The sequence below is a fragment of the Caulobacter soli genome (genome assembly GCF_011045195.1).
Taxonomy (GTDB): Bacteria; Pseudomonadota; Alphaproteobacteria; order Caulobacterales; family Caulobacteraceae; genus Caulobacter; species Caulobacter soli.
Genome location: NZ_CP049199.1, coordinates 888,822 through 902,874, shown reverse-complemented (window position 1 = coordinate 902,874; position 14,053 = coordinate 888,822). Strand labels below are relative to the sequence as shown.

Annotated in this window: 15 protein-coding genes, 1 tRNA gene and 1 pseudogene; 5 read left to right on the top strand and 12 right to left on the bottom strand. The window is 68.4% G+C overall.

All coding sequences use genetic code 11. From position 1 onward, the window contains the following. Nucleotides 1-82: 82 nt before the first annotated feature. Nucleotides 83-400 (bottom strand): annotated as a pseudogene (locus tag G3M62_RS04480) (Mpo1-like protein). 110 nt (nt 401-510) lie between these two features. Here G3M62_RS04480 and G3M62_RS04475 point away from each other — a divergent pair. Continuing rightward, a complete protein-coding gene (locus tag G3M62_RS04475; RefSeq protein WP_165185052.1) occupies nt 511-1,323 on the top strand; it encodes an acyl-homoserine-lactone synthase in 813 nt (270 codons plus the stop codon). A gap of 189 nt (nt 1,324-1,512) precedes the next feature. Then, on the top strand, nt 1,513-1,950 hold the full coding sequence (locus G3M62_RS04470) for a helix-turn-helix domain-containing protein (RefSeq protein WP_165185050.1): 438 nt from the start codon (nt 1,513-1,515) through the stop codon (nt 1,948-1,950). A 71-nt stretch (nt 1,951-2,021) separates the two neighbouring features. On the opposite strand, the gene G3M62_RS04465 is transcribed toward G3M62_RS04470, so the two are convergent. Next, on the bottom strand, nt 2,022-4,343 hold the full coding sequence (locus G3M62_RS04465; protein ID WP_205691942.1) for an alkaline phosphatase family protein: 2,322 nt from the start codon (nt 4,341-4,343) through the stop codon (nt 2,022-2,024). Nucleotides 4,344-4,498: 155 nt separating this feature from the next. Continuing rightward, the gene (locus G3M62_RS04460; protein ID WP_165185048.1) at nt 4,499-4,852 is read right to left on the bottom strand and encodes a PilZ domain-containing protein; all 354 of its coding nucleotides are present in this window, start codon (nt 4,850-4,852) and stop codon (nt 4,499-4,501) included. Nucleotides 4,853-5,059: 207 nt separating this feature from the next. On the opposite strand from G3M62_RS04460, the gene G3M62_RS04455 reads away from it, so the two are divergent. Further along, nucleotides 5,060-6,052, top strand: a complete 993-nt coding sequence (locus G3M62_RS04455; RefSeq protein ID WP_165185046.1) for a glucokinase — start codon at nt 5,060-5,062, stop codon at nt 6,050-6,052. Between the two features lie 4 nt (nt 6,053-6,056). On the opposite strand, the gene G3M62_RS04450 is transcribed toward G3M62_RS04455, so the two are convergent. The 3 genes from G3M62_RS04450 to G3M62_RS04440 are packed head-to-tail and all read right to left on the bottom strand — an operon-like array spanning nt 6,057 to nt 8,512. Next, nucleotides 6,057-6,347 (bottom strand): hypothetical protein, encoded by a 291-nt coding sequence (locus G3M62_RS04450; RefSeq protein WP_165185045.1) that lies wholly within the window; start codon nt 6,345-6,347, stop codon nt 6,057-6,059. A 43-nt stretch (nt 6,348-6,390) separates the two neighbouring features. Then, nucleotides 6,391-8,070: a TadG family pilus assembly protein gene (locus tag G3M62_RS04445; RefSeq protein WP_246263468.1), complete on the bottom strand. Its 1,680-nt coding sequence runs from the start codon at nt 8,068-8,070 to the stop codon at nt 6,391-6,393. 7 nt (nt 8,071-8,077) lie between these two features. Beyond that, the gene (locus G3M62_RS04440; RefSeq protein ID WP_165185043.1) at nt 8,078-8,512 is read right to left on the bottom strand and encodes a TadE/TadG family type IV pilus assembly protein; all 435 of its coding nucleotides are present in this window, start codon (nt 8,510-8,512) and stop codon (nt 8,078-8,080) included. Nucleotides 8,513-8,753: 241 nt separating this feature from the next. Here G3M62_RS04440 and G3M62_RS04435 point away from each other — a divergent pair, with 241 nt between their 5' ends. Next, entirely contained in the window at nt 8,754-9,650 is an 897-nt protein-coding gene (locus G3M62_RS04435; RefSeq protein WP_165185042.1) for a PAS domain-containing protein, read from the top strand. A gap of 18 nt (nt 9,651-9,668) precedes the next feature. Here the strand turns inward: G3M62_RS04435 and G3M62_RS04430 are convergent, their stop codons facing one another. From G3M62_RS04430 to G3M62_RS04415, 4 genes are all read right to left on the bottom strand, one after another. Continuing rightward, nucleotides 9,669-10,196, bottom strand: a complete 528-nt coding sequence (locus G3M62_RS04430; protein ID WP_165185040.1) for an SRPBCC family protein — start codon at nt 10,194-10,196, stop codon at nt 9,669-9,671. A 22-nt stretch (nt 10,197-10,218) separates the two neighbouring features. Next, nucleotides 10,219-10,641 carry a VOC family protein gene (locus G3M62_RS04425; RefSeq protein WP_165185038.1) on the bottom strand — a complete coding sequence of 141 codons (423 nt, stop codon included), beginning with the start codon at nt 10,639-10,641 and terminating at the stop codon, nt 10,219-10,221. A 95-nt stretch (nt 10,642-10,736) separates the two neighbouring features. After that, on the bottom strand, nt 10,737-12,002 hold the full coding sequence (locus G3M62_RS04420) for an RNA polymerase sigma factor (protein WP_165185037.1): 1,266 nt from the start codon (nt 12,000-12,002) through the stop codon (nt 10,737-10,739). Beyond that, nucleotides 11,999-12,415 (bottom strand): YciI family protein, encoded by a 417-nt coding sequence (locus G3M62_RS04415; protein ID WP_165191186.1) that lies wholly within the window; start codon nt 12,413-12,415, stop codon nt 11,999-12,001. The genes G3M62_RS04420 and G3M62_RS04415 overlap by 4 nt, the downstream gene beginning before the upstream one ends. Nucleotides 12,416-12,622: 207 nt before the next feature. Here G3M62_RS04415 and G3M62_RS26740 point away from each other — a divergent pair, with 207 nt between their 5' ends. After that, entirely contained in the window at nt 12,623-12,754 is a 132-nt protein-coding gene (locus G3M62_RS26740; protein WP_281360083.1) for a hypothetical protein, read from the top strand. Nucleotides 12,755-12,839: 85 nt separating this feature from the next. Here G3M62_RS26740 and G3M62_RS04410 read toward each other — a convergent pair. Together G3M62_RS04410 and G3M62_RS04405 are read right to left on the bottom strand one after the other, a co-directional pair. Beyond that, a tRNA-Met gene (locus G3M62_RS04410) sits at nt 12,840-12,916 on the bottom strand. Nucleotides 12,917-12,960: 44 nt separating this feature from the next. Continuing rightward, nucleotides 12,961-14,013, bottom strand: a complete 1,053-nt coding sequence (locus G3M62_RS04405) for a glycosyltransferase (protein WP_165185035.1) — start codon at nt 14,011-14,013, stop codon at nt 12,961-12,963. Between the last annotated feature and the right edge of the window lie 40 nt (nt 14,014-14,053).

Below are 14,053 nucleotides of genomic sequence, written 5' to 3'. Positions count from 1 at the left end.
TTCTTGCCCATTTTGCTCTGGACTTACCAACGATCATGAACCGGGTTTTGCTGCGACGCAATATCGCGATTGCGAAGAGAAACTAGAACGGTCGCTTGCCCGTCACTACCTCGAACCACAGCCGAAAATCGCCCGCCAGGCTGTAGAGCGGGTACTTGAACGTGGCCGGCCGGTTCTTCTCGAACACGAAGTGGCCCACCCAGGCGAAGCCTTAACCGACCAGGGGCGCGGCGACGAAGAACCGCCAGTCGACGGCCAGACCGCAGACCAGGGCCGCGATGACCAGGGTCGTGCCGATCACGTGCAGCCGTCTACTGACGCGGTTGTGGTGTTCGGTCAGGTAGAACGGGTAGAACGCCGCGAAGGTGCGGTAGCGTTCCGTCTGATCGGGGCTAGCCATGAACCGATGTTCCGCCCGGCGACGCCCGCTGGCAAGGCCATAGGCCGTTTGGCCTATCGCCCGCGGACGCGGCGTGCCGCCTAATGCCCCCATCGAACCGGGGCTGGAACATGATCCACATCGTCACGTCGGAGAACCGGCGCTTCTACACGCGAGAGCTGGCCGCATTGCGCGCCCAGCGCCGCGAGCAGCTGGCGAGCAAGGACGGCTGGGTCGACCTGGTCGTCCTCGATGACGATGACGATGACGACGGGACCATCCACCTGCTGGCGTTCGACGACGCCCTGCGACTTGAAGCCGCACTGCGGCTGGATCCGACCCAGCAGCGCAGCCTGCTGGCCGATCGGTTCGCGGACCTGATCGCCCCGGGCCAGCCGCTGATGACCGGCCCCCAGGTCTGGGAAGCGACGGGCCTGTTCACGACCCGGGCCTATCGCGACCGCGTCCGTCCTGACGACCGCTCGCGCGTGTGCGCCCTGTGGGCGGCGGCGATGGAACTGGCCCTGGTCAACGGCGTGGAGCGCATCGTCGGCGTGATCGACATGGCGCTCTATCCCAGCGCCCTGAACGCGCCGATCGACGTCCGGCTGGTGGGCGTTCCGCGCCCCTATGCCTTGGGCGTGGCGGCCGGAATGGAGTTGACCGTGTCGCGCTCGCTGTTGGACCGCCTGCGCGAGTCGCTGGGGATCGCCGGTCCGGCGGGCTATCACGTGGACGCGCTGGACCTGCGCGCTTTCGGCGGCCTGGCCGAGGTTCAACGCCAGCTGGCCAACGCCCGGGTTCCGCAGTTCGGCCCCGGTTCGGCGCGCGACGAAGCCCTGGCGGCGGAGACCTTCTACCGCCTCACCGACGGCTCCGGCGACGGCCGCCGCCTCTGGGCCGACCACGACGCCAACCCGCCGACGGACCGACTCAACGTCTAGGCATTGCAGCGCTACTGAAACAATTTTGCCTGGAAATCGCCTAGATCTGGGCGTGTACCTCCGTGCGTTAGCGTGAGCTTGGGGTTAATAAGCTAAACCTCAGCGACCTAACGCCGCGCTTTGCCTGCCCAACGTTCCATGAACGTGTTGGACGTGGCATGGTAAGCGGACAACCTTTGGAGGCGAAACTTGAGCGAAGAAACCGAGGGCCGGCGCCCGAACCCCGTGGACCTGCACGTCGGTGGCCGTGTCCGTATGCGTCGCAAGCTTCTGGGCGTCAGCCAGGAACAACTGGCCGACTCGCTGGGCCTGACCTTCCAGCAGGTGCAGAAGTACGAGCGTGGCGCCAACCGCGTGAGCGCCTCCAAGCTGTATGAGATCGCCAAGACCCTGCAGGTCCCGGTGTCGTTCTTCTTCGACGGCCTGGCCGACCCGATGGACGGTTCGGACGGCGACGAGATCGGCCAACAGGCCGAACGTATCGTCCAGGAATTCCTGACCACCCCCGAGGGTCTGGAACTGGCCGAAGTGTTCCCGAAGATCGGCCGTGGTCGCGTACGTCGCCAAGTGCTCGATCTGGTCCGCGCGATGGCTGAAGAAGCCGCCCGGGCCGACGCCGCCGCCTAAGGCCGGCAAGAACAGTAGCTAGTCCGTTCGAGCCCCGGCGATCCCTCGCCGGGGCTCGATCGTTTTGGGCGTCATGTCGCCAGGCGCGGCGGCGCGACCGCGGCGCGGCGGCTGGCCCCGGCCAGGCTGGCCTTGGCCGACACCTCCTTGGCGTAGGCCTCGGCCTCGCCGGCGGTCTTGATCGCCGCCACGCGGGCCTGGATCGCGGCGCTCTCGGCCGGATCGCCGCGCGTCAGCGCGATGTCGGTCTTGGCCAGGATCTGCAGGAAACCGTGGACATTGCCCTCCTCGGGCAAGGGCGCGTCGGCCGAGGTCGCCGCGACGGCGGCCCGGGGCGCGGCCACCGCCAGACTGGCCGGATTGTTCAGCACGGTCGGACAGTCCGTGCGCGGGGTCGACAGCGACAGCAGGGACAAGACGTTGTTGGCGCCGGCGTCGCGCTGGGTCATCGGGGTCAGGCCGAACAGCGCCTGCAGCGTCGCCGAGACCGAGGCGTGGTCGTAGAGGGTGTTGTCGACGACGCCCTGGGCGATCAGCGGCGAGACGATCACCGCGGGCACCCGCACGCCGTAGTTATCGAACAGGAAGCCGCCCGAATTGATCGACAGGTCCTGCGGGCTGCCGTCGTTCGGCGGCGGGGCGGGTCCCGGGGCCACGGAGTCGTAGAAGCCGCCGTGCTCGTCATAGGTGATGATCAGCAGGCTGCGGTTCCAGACCGGTGAATTGCGGATCGCCTCGTAGGTCGCCTTGATCAGCCCCTCGCCGCCAGCCGTCGAGTCCATGGGATGCTGTGAAGACCCGCCCTCGTAGTCGCCGCTGGTCACGTCGCCGTAGTTGGGCTCGATGAAGGTGTAGGCGTAAGGGTACGGCCCCTGGACGTCCGAGGCGAACGACGAGAAGGACTCGGTGTTGTACTTCCACACGATGTTCTTCAGCGCCGCCACCTGGGGCACGCCGCCGGCGATCGGACCGCTCTCGTCGGCGTAGATGCGCCATTGCTGGTTGTTGGCCACGACCTTGTCGAAGAGCGACGAACCGCTGGGATAGGTGAAGCCCCCGCCCAGGGGCGCGATCCACTGGCCGATCTGGAGCGCCCCGGGCGAGTCCGCCCAGCCCGCCGACGAGGCCCCGTGCACGAAGAACCGGTTGGGCCAGGTCGGGCCGGGGATGGAGGCGTGCCACTGGTCGCAGAGGGCGAAGGTGGTGGCCAGCTGGTAGATCACCGGCAGTTGGGTCGGCGTGTCGAAACACAGCATGACGTCGCCGTATTCCGACGCCGTCGGCAGGCTGGGATTGCCCGAGGTGATCTCGGTGGTGGTCGTGGCGTAGTTGGCGACGAAGCCGCTGTTGTTGATCGGCTGGTTGTAGGGCTGCCAGGGCGTGTGGACGGCCCCCTGCCCGCACAGCTGCTCGACGGTGTCGGCGAACTCGTGGCCCGGATCGGTCGGCATGGCCGACGGGGCCGAGCCGCCGACATAGTAGGGCGCGCCGTTATAGCTGTTGCTGTCCGATGGGGTGGCCGCCGTGATGCCCGGAATGCCGGACAGGGCGAACATGTTGTCGAACGAGTGGTTCTCCAGCATCAGCACGAAGACGTTGTCGACCACCGCATAGGGACCGGTCCGGGTCATCGACGTCGACGTGCCGCCCGAGGGCAGGTTGATCGTGAAGGTGTTGGCGTCGACCGTGAAACCCAGGTTCTGGCCGGCGTCCGCCGACTGCAGCTGGCATTCCTTCCAGAGATTGTCGATCGCCGAGCCCGCGCTCTGGTAGACGCCCGGGGTCGAGCCGTCCTGCACCACCAGCTTCAGGGCCCAATAGTCCAGCACCAGGGCCACATCCAGGCCCAGCCGGAACGCGACCGTCAGCGGGCCGACCTGCTGGCCCGGCGCGGCGGTCCACGTGCCGCACTGCGTGCCGTCGGTGCTGTTGTTGTGCCACAGCGTGATGATCGCGTTGCCGTCGGTGTTGTTGGTGACGTAGGCCTGGGCGGTCACCTGGTCGACCGGGTTCATCGGCGTCGAGGTGCCGCCGGAGTCCAGGTTGATGACGAAGGTCTGGCTGTTGACCGTGAAGGTCAGGTTCTTGCCGGCGTCCTTGCCCTGCAGCTGGCATTCCTTCCAGTCGCTGTACTGTAGGACGCCGCTGCTCTCGTAGAGACCCGGCGTCGAGCCGCTGGTCACGTTGATCTCGCAGGCCCAGTAGTCGAGCACCGTCCACGAGCCGAAGCCCGTCTTGAAATGCACGGTCAGCGGACCGACCGTCTGGCCCGGTCCCGCCGTCCACGAGCCGCTCTCGGTCCCGTAGTCGGAGTTGTTGTGCCACAGCGTGATCGCCGCGTTACCGTCGGTGGTGTTGGTGATGTAGACCTGCGCGGTCTGGGGCGTCGACATGGCTCGTACCTTCCGGCGGTCGACCTCGTGACGCGGTGCGCGGAAAGGCGCGCCACCACCTGAGGTCGTCGCGAAGGTTGTTCAAACCACTTGGTTGAGTCAATACGAAATACACCCATGAAGGGAATTCGTGCTGGGTCGCGCGGCCCTGCCCTCTAGCTGGCCGAGACCCGGCCCTGGCTGGCCTGCCACATGCGCTTGGCCGTCTGCAGGGCGGACGGCGCCAGGCCGCGCAGGTCGTGGCTCTTGACGATCTTCAGGCCGAACTCGCGGTCCTTCTGCCAGACCACCTTCACGTCATGGGCGTAGCCGCTGGCCAGATCGACCAGCTGGACATTGCCCGGCGGCGTGGCGCTGGACAGCATCTGGATACGCAGGCCGGTGTCGGATTGGTCACGCACGATGCAATCCCACGCGAAGGCGCCGCACAGCACCTTCCCGGGATGTTGCATCGCGGTTCGGGGACCGGCGCGCCGGTCGAAAGCCCCGTCAGAACCAAACTTCGACATACCCGTACCAACGCGCGGCGACCTTAATCGGCGGTGCAACGAAAGGGTTTATTTACCGCTGACCAAGGCGCCAGCCCCGGTTATCCCCAGACGCCGCGCCGGGGAACCGCAGGCAGAACACGGTTATTTTGCGAGTAACCGGCCCGCGCTATGATGGTCTCCAACCGGCGAAGACCGGCCTATCGAGGAAACGAAAAGGACTGCCTGATGACCCACGGCGTAGCGCTGTTGGCCGACGTGACCGGTCGCGACCTGATCATCGCCCTGGCTCGCCCCGGCGACACGCCCGGCGAGCACCGCGTCCTGCCCGGCGCCACCTCGCGGGAGCTGGAAGCGAGCCTCAAGGCGGTCCTGGCCGAACTGGGTCCGAACGAACTGGTGGGCGCGGCGGTCAGCGCCGCTGGCCCGGAGATCGAGGGCGCGGTGACCCTGACCAACACCGGCATGAGCGTGTCGCTGACCTGGCTGCGTCACGTCCTGCGCACCCCCAGGGTCTATCTGGTCAATGACTTCACGGCCTGCGCCATGGGCGCGCCCAAGGTCGCCGAGGCGAAGCTGAGCGTGATCCATCCCGGCAAGGCGGCCCGCAACGGCGCCATCGCCGTGCTGGGTCCCGACATCGGCCTGGGCGTGGCCGGCCTGGCCCCTCTACGCGGCGACGGCTGGCTGGCGGTGCCCAGCGAGGGCGGCCACATGGACTTCTGCCCGGTCGAGGCCCGTGAGGCGCCGATCTTCTCGGCCGTCCGCGCCCGGCGTGGCGACGTCTCCGCCGAACGGCTGCTGTCCAAGGAAGGCCTGAGCGACATCCATTGCGCTTTGGTCGGTGACGGAAATCCTCTTGCCGCGCCCGAAAATGACAACGTTGTCATAGATCGGGCGCGCGCCGGCGACGCCCAGGCGCGCGAAGCGATCTCGATCTTCAGCGGCCTGCTGGGCGGCTTCGCCGGCGACATGGCCCTGCTGTTCGCGGCGCGCGGCGGCGTGTTCCTCAACAGCCCCCTGCTCGAGGCGATCGACGAGTTGCTGGACCTGGAGGCCTTCGCGCGGCGCTACCGGGCCAAGGGGCGGATGAGTTCCTATCTGGCCGACCTGCCGGTGTTTCGCATGCCCGGCCGCCCGGCGCTGCTGGGTCTGTCCAGCCTCTTCACGCCCAGCGACATGCGCCACGCCGCCTCGGAGGTGAAGTTCCTCGACTGCTGAGACGTCAGTCCGGTCGCCAGCCGTTGCGCAGCAGGTCCACGGCCAGCAGGTGGGCGGCCTCCAGGGCCATGCCCTCCAGCTGCTCCAGCAGGGCCACGCGCTGGGCGGGCGAGCGGGCGTTGGCGTAGAGCGCGCAGATCGTGTGCAGCCGGGCGCGGATGTCCAGCGGCGGGGCCGGCTCGTGCAACAGCGAATGCTCGACCGACTGAGCCGGCGCCTCCCCCTTGCGGCCGAAGGCGCGCTGGGGGGCGTCGAACTCCAGCGATTCCAGGCCGGGCCAGTCGAGGGCGCTCATCGCGTTACTCCATGCATGCGCGTTGAAAACAATGTCGCGGTCATCAGGCGACCAGGGCGGCGACGCCGCATCGCAGGCCGTTCATCCGCACGTCGGCCTCGCCGACGCCCAGGCCCAGCATATCGGTCAGCGAGTTGATCACCCCGTCCAGGGGCGCGGCGGCGGCGGTCAGCAGCGGCTTCAGCGCCGCCAGGATCGCGCTGTCGCCCAGGCCCACATGGATCAGGTTGAGGAAGTCGACATTCAGGTCGAGGTCGGACAGCAGCGAGGCCGTGGTCGAGGTCAGGGTGTCGTTGGTCTTCACCGTCTTGACCGCGTGGGCCTTCACGTCGGCGTCGCTGAACGCCACGGTCTGCCAGGCCGCGCCGCCAATCGCGACGTTGGACTTGCCGCTCACCGTGAACAGGGGCGCCTTGACCAGTTGGGCGGGCCCCACCGTCAGGGGCCGCTTGAAGTCGTCCAGCGTGTTCAGGTCGATGTCGCCGATCTTCAGCGAGCCGATGCTGGGCTTGACCTCCAGCGAGGCGGCCTTGTGTCCGCAGTCGATCTCCTTGAGCCGCGCCTCGCCGGACGCCAGCTCGACCAGGATCGGCAGGCGCACCTGGGCCAGGCCCCCCAGCAGGCCCGATCCCAGGAGCTTGGCGTCGACATAGACCCTCGCCTGGCTGGTGCGCACGACCACGGTCTTGTTCTGGGTGACGGTCATGTAGGGCGCGTTGTTCATCGGCTCGCCGATCGCCAGCCAGACGTCGGTGTCGACCAGGCCGGGCACGCTGGTTCCCAGGTCCAACTTGACCTGGCGATCGCCCTGGCCGGCCTGCAGGAGCGCCTGGGCCAGGTCCATCGCGGTGAGCGACACGGTGGCCGCCGCGCCGCCGGACACGTGGTCCTGGGCGCCGTACGGTCCGACCGACGCCACGGCGCTCAGATGCGCTGCCGTCCGGTCGCCCGCCGACAGGGCCAGCGTCCGCGTGGCCGAGGCGGCCTGGGACTCGCCGGCCGCGGCCAGGGTGTCGGCCAGGGCCTGCAGCGCCTGTCCGGTGGTCAGCTTGGTCTGCAGCACCTGGTCATAGGTCGCGGCCTTGACGTTGGCGCGCGTGGCGACCGCATCGAGATACTTGAACAGGCTGACGTCGGCGTCGGCCAGGGCGTTGTAGTCCATCACCGACAGATTGACCTGGCTGCCCGTCAGGTCGCCGAGCAGGCTGTTGACCATGCCGCCCTTCAGGCTCAGCAGGCGCGAGCCGATCGAGAAGCCGGCCACGTCGGCCCGCGCGGCCGTCGCCTGGCGACGGATCGGCACCGAGGCCTTGCCCAGAAGCGCCCCGCCGAAGAACAGCTCGGCCTCGCTGCCGACCGAAACCTTGACCGCGTCGGGATCCAGCGCGGTCGGCTGGAACCGCTTGTCGACCGGAATGGCGGCGTCGCGGGTGTATCGCCCCAGGGTGATCGTGGTCTTCGGCGGCGTGCGCCAGCCGTCGCCATTGGCCGCCACGGTCGCCTCGGCCGCGACCTGGGCGCGGCTGATGTCGTTGGCCGCCGACATGGCGGCCAGATCGGCGACGCCCTGCAGCCGACGGCTCTGCAGATAGATCCAGCCCATGTCGACCGCCAGGGCGGCCAGGGCCAGGATCATCGTCAGGGACGCGGCGGTGATCACCGCCACCCCGCCGCGACGATCCCGTCCGAAGTCCGCCTTGAACCAACGCCACGAACCACGCATGGGACGCTCAATAGCCTCCCAGTTGCACGGCGGCCTTGCGGCGGATCTGCTCCGGCGGCATCGGCGTGATGCCGCGCACGGCGTAGGCGAAGGATTGGGCCGCGTCGTAGGTCACCGCCACGGTCAGGCGGCCGTCGCGCTCGGCCACCACGGTCGAGACCTTGGCCGGGATCAGCTGGGCGTCGCTGGCGCTGGCGGCGACGACGCCCTTGGCCAGGCTGGCGCGTTCGGCGGCGGTCGTTCCCGGAATCGCCGCCCTGGCCGCATCGTTGGCCAGTTGCTGCACCGAGTGCGACATCCAGAAATAGCCGCCGTAGCCGGTGATCCCCATCATGATGAAGATCAGCACCGGGGCGAGAAAAGCGAACTCCACCGCCGTCGCTCCGGACTGGTCCTTCGCGAAGCGCTGATTCGTCGTCTGCTTTTGGTTGGCCCGTTCCATGGCGCCCTTCTCTCCCGTGAAGATTGCGGGATCAGGATGGCGCCAGCTTGGATGCAGCCGAGTTTACCCGGAAAATACGTAATTTCCGCACTTCACGGCGACAGCCTGTCTCGCCCAAGGGGTGGTTAGCTTTGTTGTGGCTCAACCCACGCGATGATAGCGTCGCAAAAGTAGAGGCGCGTAACAGCCAAGTCGCTTCTTAAGCGGAGAAGTCGGATTCTCCGTATTTTCTGGGGTGGCCATGAAAAACGACGTTCCCGCTACACAGGCCACGGCTGGCGAGGTCAGCCGCAATTTCGGCCAGTGGCAGGACGCTGCTCTGATCAGCCCGGTCATCATCACCCACCACGGCCGCCCACGCGTCGTACTGCTTTCGGCCGACCGCTACGCCAGTTGGAACGACACGCCGACGGCCGGCGGCAGCGAGGAGGTGCGCCTCGTCGAGACCTGTCGCGAAGCTCTGCTCGAGCACATGGCCGAGGGCTTCATCGCCCTGGACCCGACCTTGCGGGTCACCAAGGTCAATCCGGTGTTCGAGGCCCTGGTCGGCCGCAGCGCCAGCCAACTGGTCGGGGCCAGCTGGGGCGAGCTGTTCCCCCTGCCGACCCAAGCGGTGATCGCCGAACAGATGCGCCGCGTGCTGCGCACGGGCGAGGCGGTCGAGTTCGAGGCCGACTCCACCGTCCAGCCCGGCCGTTGCTACGGGGTTCGCGTCTTCCCCTATCCCGGCGGCGTGGCGGCCCTGTTCGCCAACCGCACCGAGGAGCATAACCTGCGCAATCGCCTGCGCCATGCGCGGGCCATGCGGGCGGCGACCGCCGCCGCGCCCCGACTGGCCGTGGCCCGGCTGAACATCCGGGGCGTGCTGGCCGAGATGGACGACGACTTCCTGCATCTGTCGGGGTTCTCCCGCGTCGAACTGCTCGACTGCCGTCTGACCGACATCGTCCGTCCCGCCGATCGCCGCGCCCTCACCCTGGCGCTGGAAAAGGTGCTGCAGGGCGGTTCCGCCGCGAGCGTCGAGACGGCCCTGCTGGTCAAGGCCGGCGAGGAACGCCCGGTCGAGCTGTCGCTGGCCCCCATTCTGCGCGACGGCTCGGCGGACGGAGTGATGGTGCTGATTCTGGCGGAGACCTGAGCCCCCGCCAGGGCCGCGCTAGGCCTCGGCCTTGGCTTTGAGGTCGGCCAGGCCCGCCTCGAAGTCCTTGCCCAACATCCGGTCCATGTTGAAGACCACGTCCATGAGCTTGAAGAAGAAGGGCGAGGGTCCGTCCATGGCCCAGGTGACGCGGGTGGCGTCGCCTTCGGGCGCCAGGGTGAAGATCGCCACATTGTGGGCCGCGAACGGCTTGGTGAAGTCCAGGCTGATCTGCAGCTTCGACGGCGCGGCGGCCTCGACGATCGCCATGCGCCCGGCGCCGGCCTTGCCGTTCCCGGTCCAGGCGTAGGTCGCGCCCAGCCCTCGGGCCGGACCGCCATAGGTGCGGGTCATGGCCGGGTCGAGCTTCTCGTAGGGCGACCAACCCCTCCACGCATGGAAGTCGTCGAGCAGGGCGTAGATCTTTTCCGGCGGAGCCTTGATCACGATCGAACGGGCGACGTGGAAGGTGTCGGGCTTGGTCACCGCGTAGCCCAGCAGGGCGACGATCGCGACGACGACGACGATGGCGATGATCCTGAACATGGTGGTCCCCTTCTCCGGCGCCTCAGGCCTTGGGCGTCGTGGCGATCGACCACAGGAAGCCGTACGGGTCGCGGAGCTGGCCATAGCGGTCGCCCCAGAACATCAGTTGCACCGGCAGCACCACCTCGCAGCCGGCCGCGACCGCCCGCTCGAACCAGGCGTCCACGTCGTCGACCTGCAGGTGCAGGGTGAAGGCGGCGGGCTTTTCGAAGGCGTAGCCGTGCTCGGGATAGAAGTCCGACAGCATCAGCGAATTGCCGTTGATCCGCAGGTGGATGTGCATGGTCCGGCCCTGCTCGTCCGGCGGAATGCGATAGAGGTCCTCGGCCGCGAAGGCCTTGACGTAGAAGTCGGCGGCCTGGCCGGCGTTGCTCGGCGACAGATAGGGCACGATGCCGCCGGAGACGGCCGGCAGGGGCGGCATTTGCGGTTGCGTGTCGGTCATGGTCGTTTCTCCCGTCTTGCGTAGCCCTAGGACGGACGAGGTCCCACTGATCCGACAAAGGCCAGGGGTTTTTTGCGGCGTTCTTGGCCCGCCCCCTAGCCGCCCGCCCCTTCCCGCATCAGCCGGTCCAGGTGCAGGCGGATGTGGGCGGCCTCGGGGGCGGTGTTGGCCAGGGCGATGGCCTGGTCGAAGGCGACGCGGGCCTCCTCCCGCCGCCCCAGCTGCAACAGCAGCCCGCCTCTCAGGCCGAAGAAGTGGAAATAGCCCGATAGCTTTGGCGCCAGGGGCTCGATCATCGCCAGGGCCGCTTCGGGGCCGGCGACCTTCGACACCGCCACGGCGCGGTTCAGGGTGACCACCGGCGACGGGGCCAGTTGCTCCAGGTCGCCGTACAGCAGGTCGATCCGCGCCCAGCTGGTGTCTTCCGCGCGCTCGGCGCGGTCGTGCTCGGCGGCGATCGCGGCCTGCACCAGATAGGGTCCGGGCCGGCGATGGCGCACGGCCTTGTCGATCAGGGCCAGGCCCTCGGCGATCATCCGCCCGTTCCACAAGGACCGATCCTGGTCCTCCAGCAGCACCACCGCGCCCTCGGCGTCGAACCGGGCCGGGGCGCGAGCATGTTGCAGCAGCAGCAGGGCGGTCAGGCCCATGATCTCCGGCTCACTGGGGAACAGGCGCAGCAGCAGGCGGGCCAGGCGAATGGCCTCGTCGCACAGCGAGCCGCGCGTCAGGATCTCCTGGCCGCCCGCCGAATAGCCCTCGTTGAAGACCAGATAGATCATCGCCGCCACGGCCGTCAGGCGCTGGGCCCGCTCTTCCGCGTTGGGCGCCCCGAACGGCACGTCGGCCGCGCCGATCCGGGCCTTGGCGCGGGTGATGCGCTGCTCCATCGCCGACTCGCCGACCAGGAAGGCGCGGGCGATCTGGCGCACCGAAAGACCCGAGACGATCCGCAGGGCCACGGCCACTTGCTGGGTCGCCGGCAGGTCGGGATGGCAGCAGATGAACAGCAACCGCAGCACGTCGTCGCGATAGTGCTCGCCGTCCAGCCGGTCGACCAGCGCCGCCTCGGCGTCCTCCAGGTCGGAGATCAGTTCCTCGGGCGGCAGGGGCGCGGACTTGCTCTGCTTGCGTACCCCGTCCAGGGCGGCGTTGCGGCCGACCAGGATCAGCCAGGCGGTCGGGTCGCGCGGCGGACCGTTCTTGGGCCAGGCCTTCAAGGCGCGCAGGCAGGCGTCCTGGAAGGCTTCCTCGGCGGTGTCCAGGTCGCGGAAATAGCGCAGCAGGGCCGCCACCGCCTGGGGCCGCGCCGCGGTCAGGGCCGCGTCGATCCAGGCCGCGTCGATATTGGCGATGGTCATGCCCCGATCCCCTTGATCAGGGCCCGTGTCTCGGTCAGATCCCCGGGGCGATAGACGGCCAGCGGACGGATCTCGTAGGCGCCGCGATCGGGATTGGCCACGGCCAGGTCGCGGGCCACGTCGATGGCCGCGTCCAGATTTCCGCATTCGACCACGTAGAACCCCAACAGCTGCTCCTTGGTCTCGGCGAACGGCCCGTCGATCACCAGATGCTCGCGGCTCCCGTCGGATCGCCCCTTGCGCAGGGTGACGGCGGCGGTCGTCGGCAGCAGCCGGGCCACGGCCCCCAGCCGGTCGGCGGCGGCCAGCCCGGCCTCGACCAGCCCGAGTCGCGCCATGACCAGGGCGTCCTCCGCCAGGGTCCAGGCCCCGATCGCGTCCTCGAAGTTGTAGCAAAGAATGGCATAGAGCATCGGGCTGCGCACCTTGTCGTAGCCAGGACGATCAGGAACCCCGCAATCCGACAGACGGCTCATGAAAAATCGGCCATCGCGGTTTCGCCCATGGTCAAGGAGCCCTATTTTGGCCAAGGCGTTCCTTGACGGTCGGACCGCCGACACAAAACCATAAACAGAAGACGGCAAAGGGGAGGAGGCGCTCGCAAGCCAGGAGCCGTTCGCGTGACTATGTGGATTTCGACGTTCTTTATCGTGTTCCTGCTCGGCATGCTGGCCTGGCCGAGCCTCGCGCCGCGCATCGACTCGATGCGCCGCAAGCGACGAGGCGTTCGCCGGCGGTATTTTCAGGACTAAGCCTTGCATTGGTCGCGCGCATTTCGCGCGGCCGTCCGTCGATTTTGGGAAACCGCCTGGCTTCCAGGGCCATCAAGACCCGAGGTGGTGGCTGGGGGCGGGATCGAACCGCCGACCTGTGGGTTATGAATCCACCGCTCTAACCATCTGAGCTACCCAGCCGCACGAAGCGGAGGCGGGCTTATAAGCGCAAAGCGGGGGCGGCTTCAAGTCCGTCCGAACATCAGATTTAGCACCGCGTCCAGACGTCGCTTCAGGCTTTCCGGGCCATAGTCGGCCAAGACCTTGGCGCGCGCCGCCGCGCCCAGGGCGACGGCCTTTTCCGGCGCCGCGATCAGGCCGGCCAGGGCCTGGGCCAGGGCGGCCGGGTCGCCGGGCGGAACCAGGACGCCGTCTTCCCCCTCGGCGATCATCTCGACGGGCCCGGGAATCGCCGACGAGGCGGCCGGCAGGCCCACGGCCATGGCCTCCAGCAGCACCAGCGGAAAACCCTCCTGGTACGACGGGAAGGCGAAGACGTCGCCGGTCGCCAGGAAGGCCGAGACGTCGCCGCGCCAGCCGACCAGGCGCACCCGGCCCTCCAGCCCGTGCTCGGCGATCAGCCCTTCCAGCTTGGGACGCTCGTCGCCCTCCCCCGCGATCTCGCAGTCGAAGGCCTGACCCTGATCGCGCAACATCGCCAGGGCGGCGATCAGCACGTCGAAACCCTTCTTGGGATGCAGGCGGCCGGCGGCGACGATGCGCGGCGCGCAGACTCCATCGCGAAACGGCGCGGCCAGGCTAGTCGGCGGCTTCACCGCGTTGGGCACGAAGTGGACGCGCTCGGGTGGCACGCCGCGCTCGATCGCCAGGTCGGCCAGATGCTGGCCGACGCAGACATAGTGGGTGCGGGCGGTCTCGACGTCGAAGGCCGGCTTGTGCACGCAGATCGCCAGCACGGTCTTGGCCGGCGCGACCTTGGCCATCAGGCGGGCCGGCCGCTGGCCGTGGCTGAGGATCAGGTCGGGCGCGGTCGCCCGGACGATCCCGCGGGCCGCGCCCAGGGTGATCGGGTCCCAGTCGGTATAGGCCGGCAGGGTCGCCAGCGGCGGGACGCGATCGACCTGCTGGGCGGCGACCTTGCCGCCGCGCCGCACCACGCCGGTGGCCACGCCGCCATGCCGGGTGGCGTAGGCCTCCAGGATCGGCTGGTAGTCGAGGAACACCTGCTCCAGGCCGCCCAGGCCCTTGCCCAACATGGCGTGCAGGATGGCGGTCAAGGCGAACTCCCCGGAAAACAAGGCCGGACCTTCGTCGGCG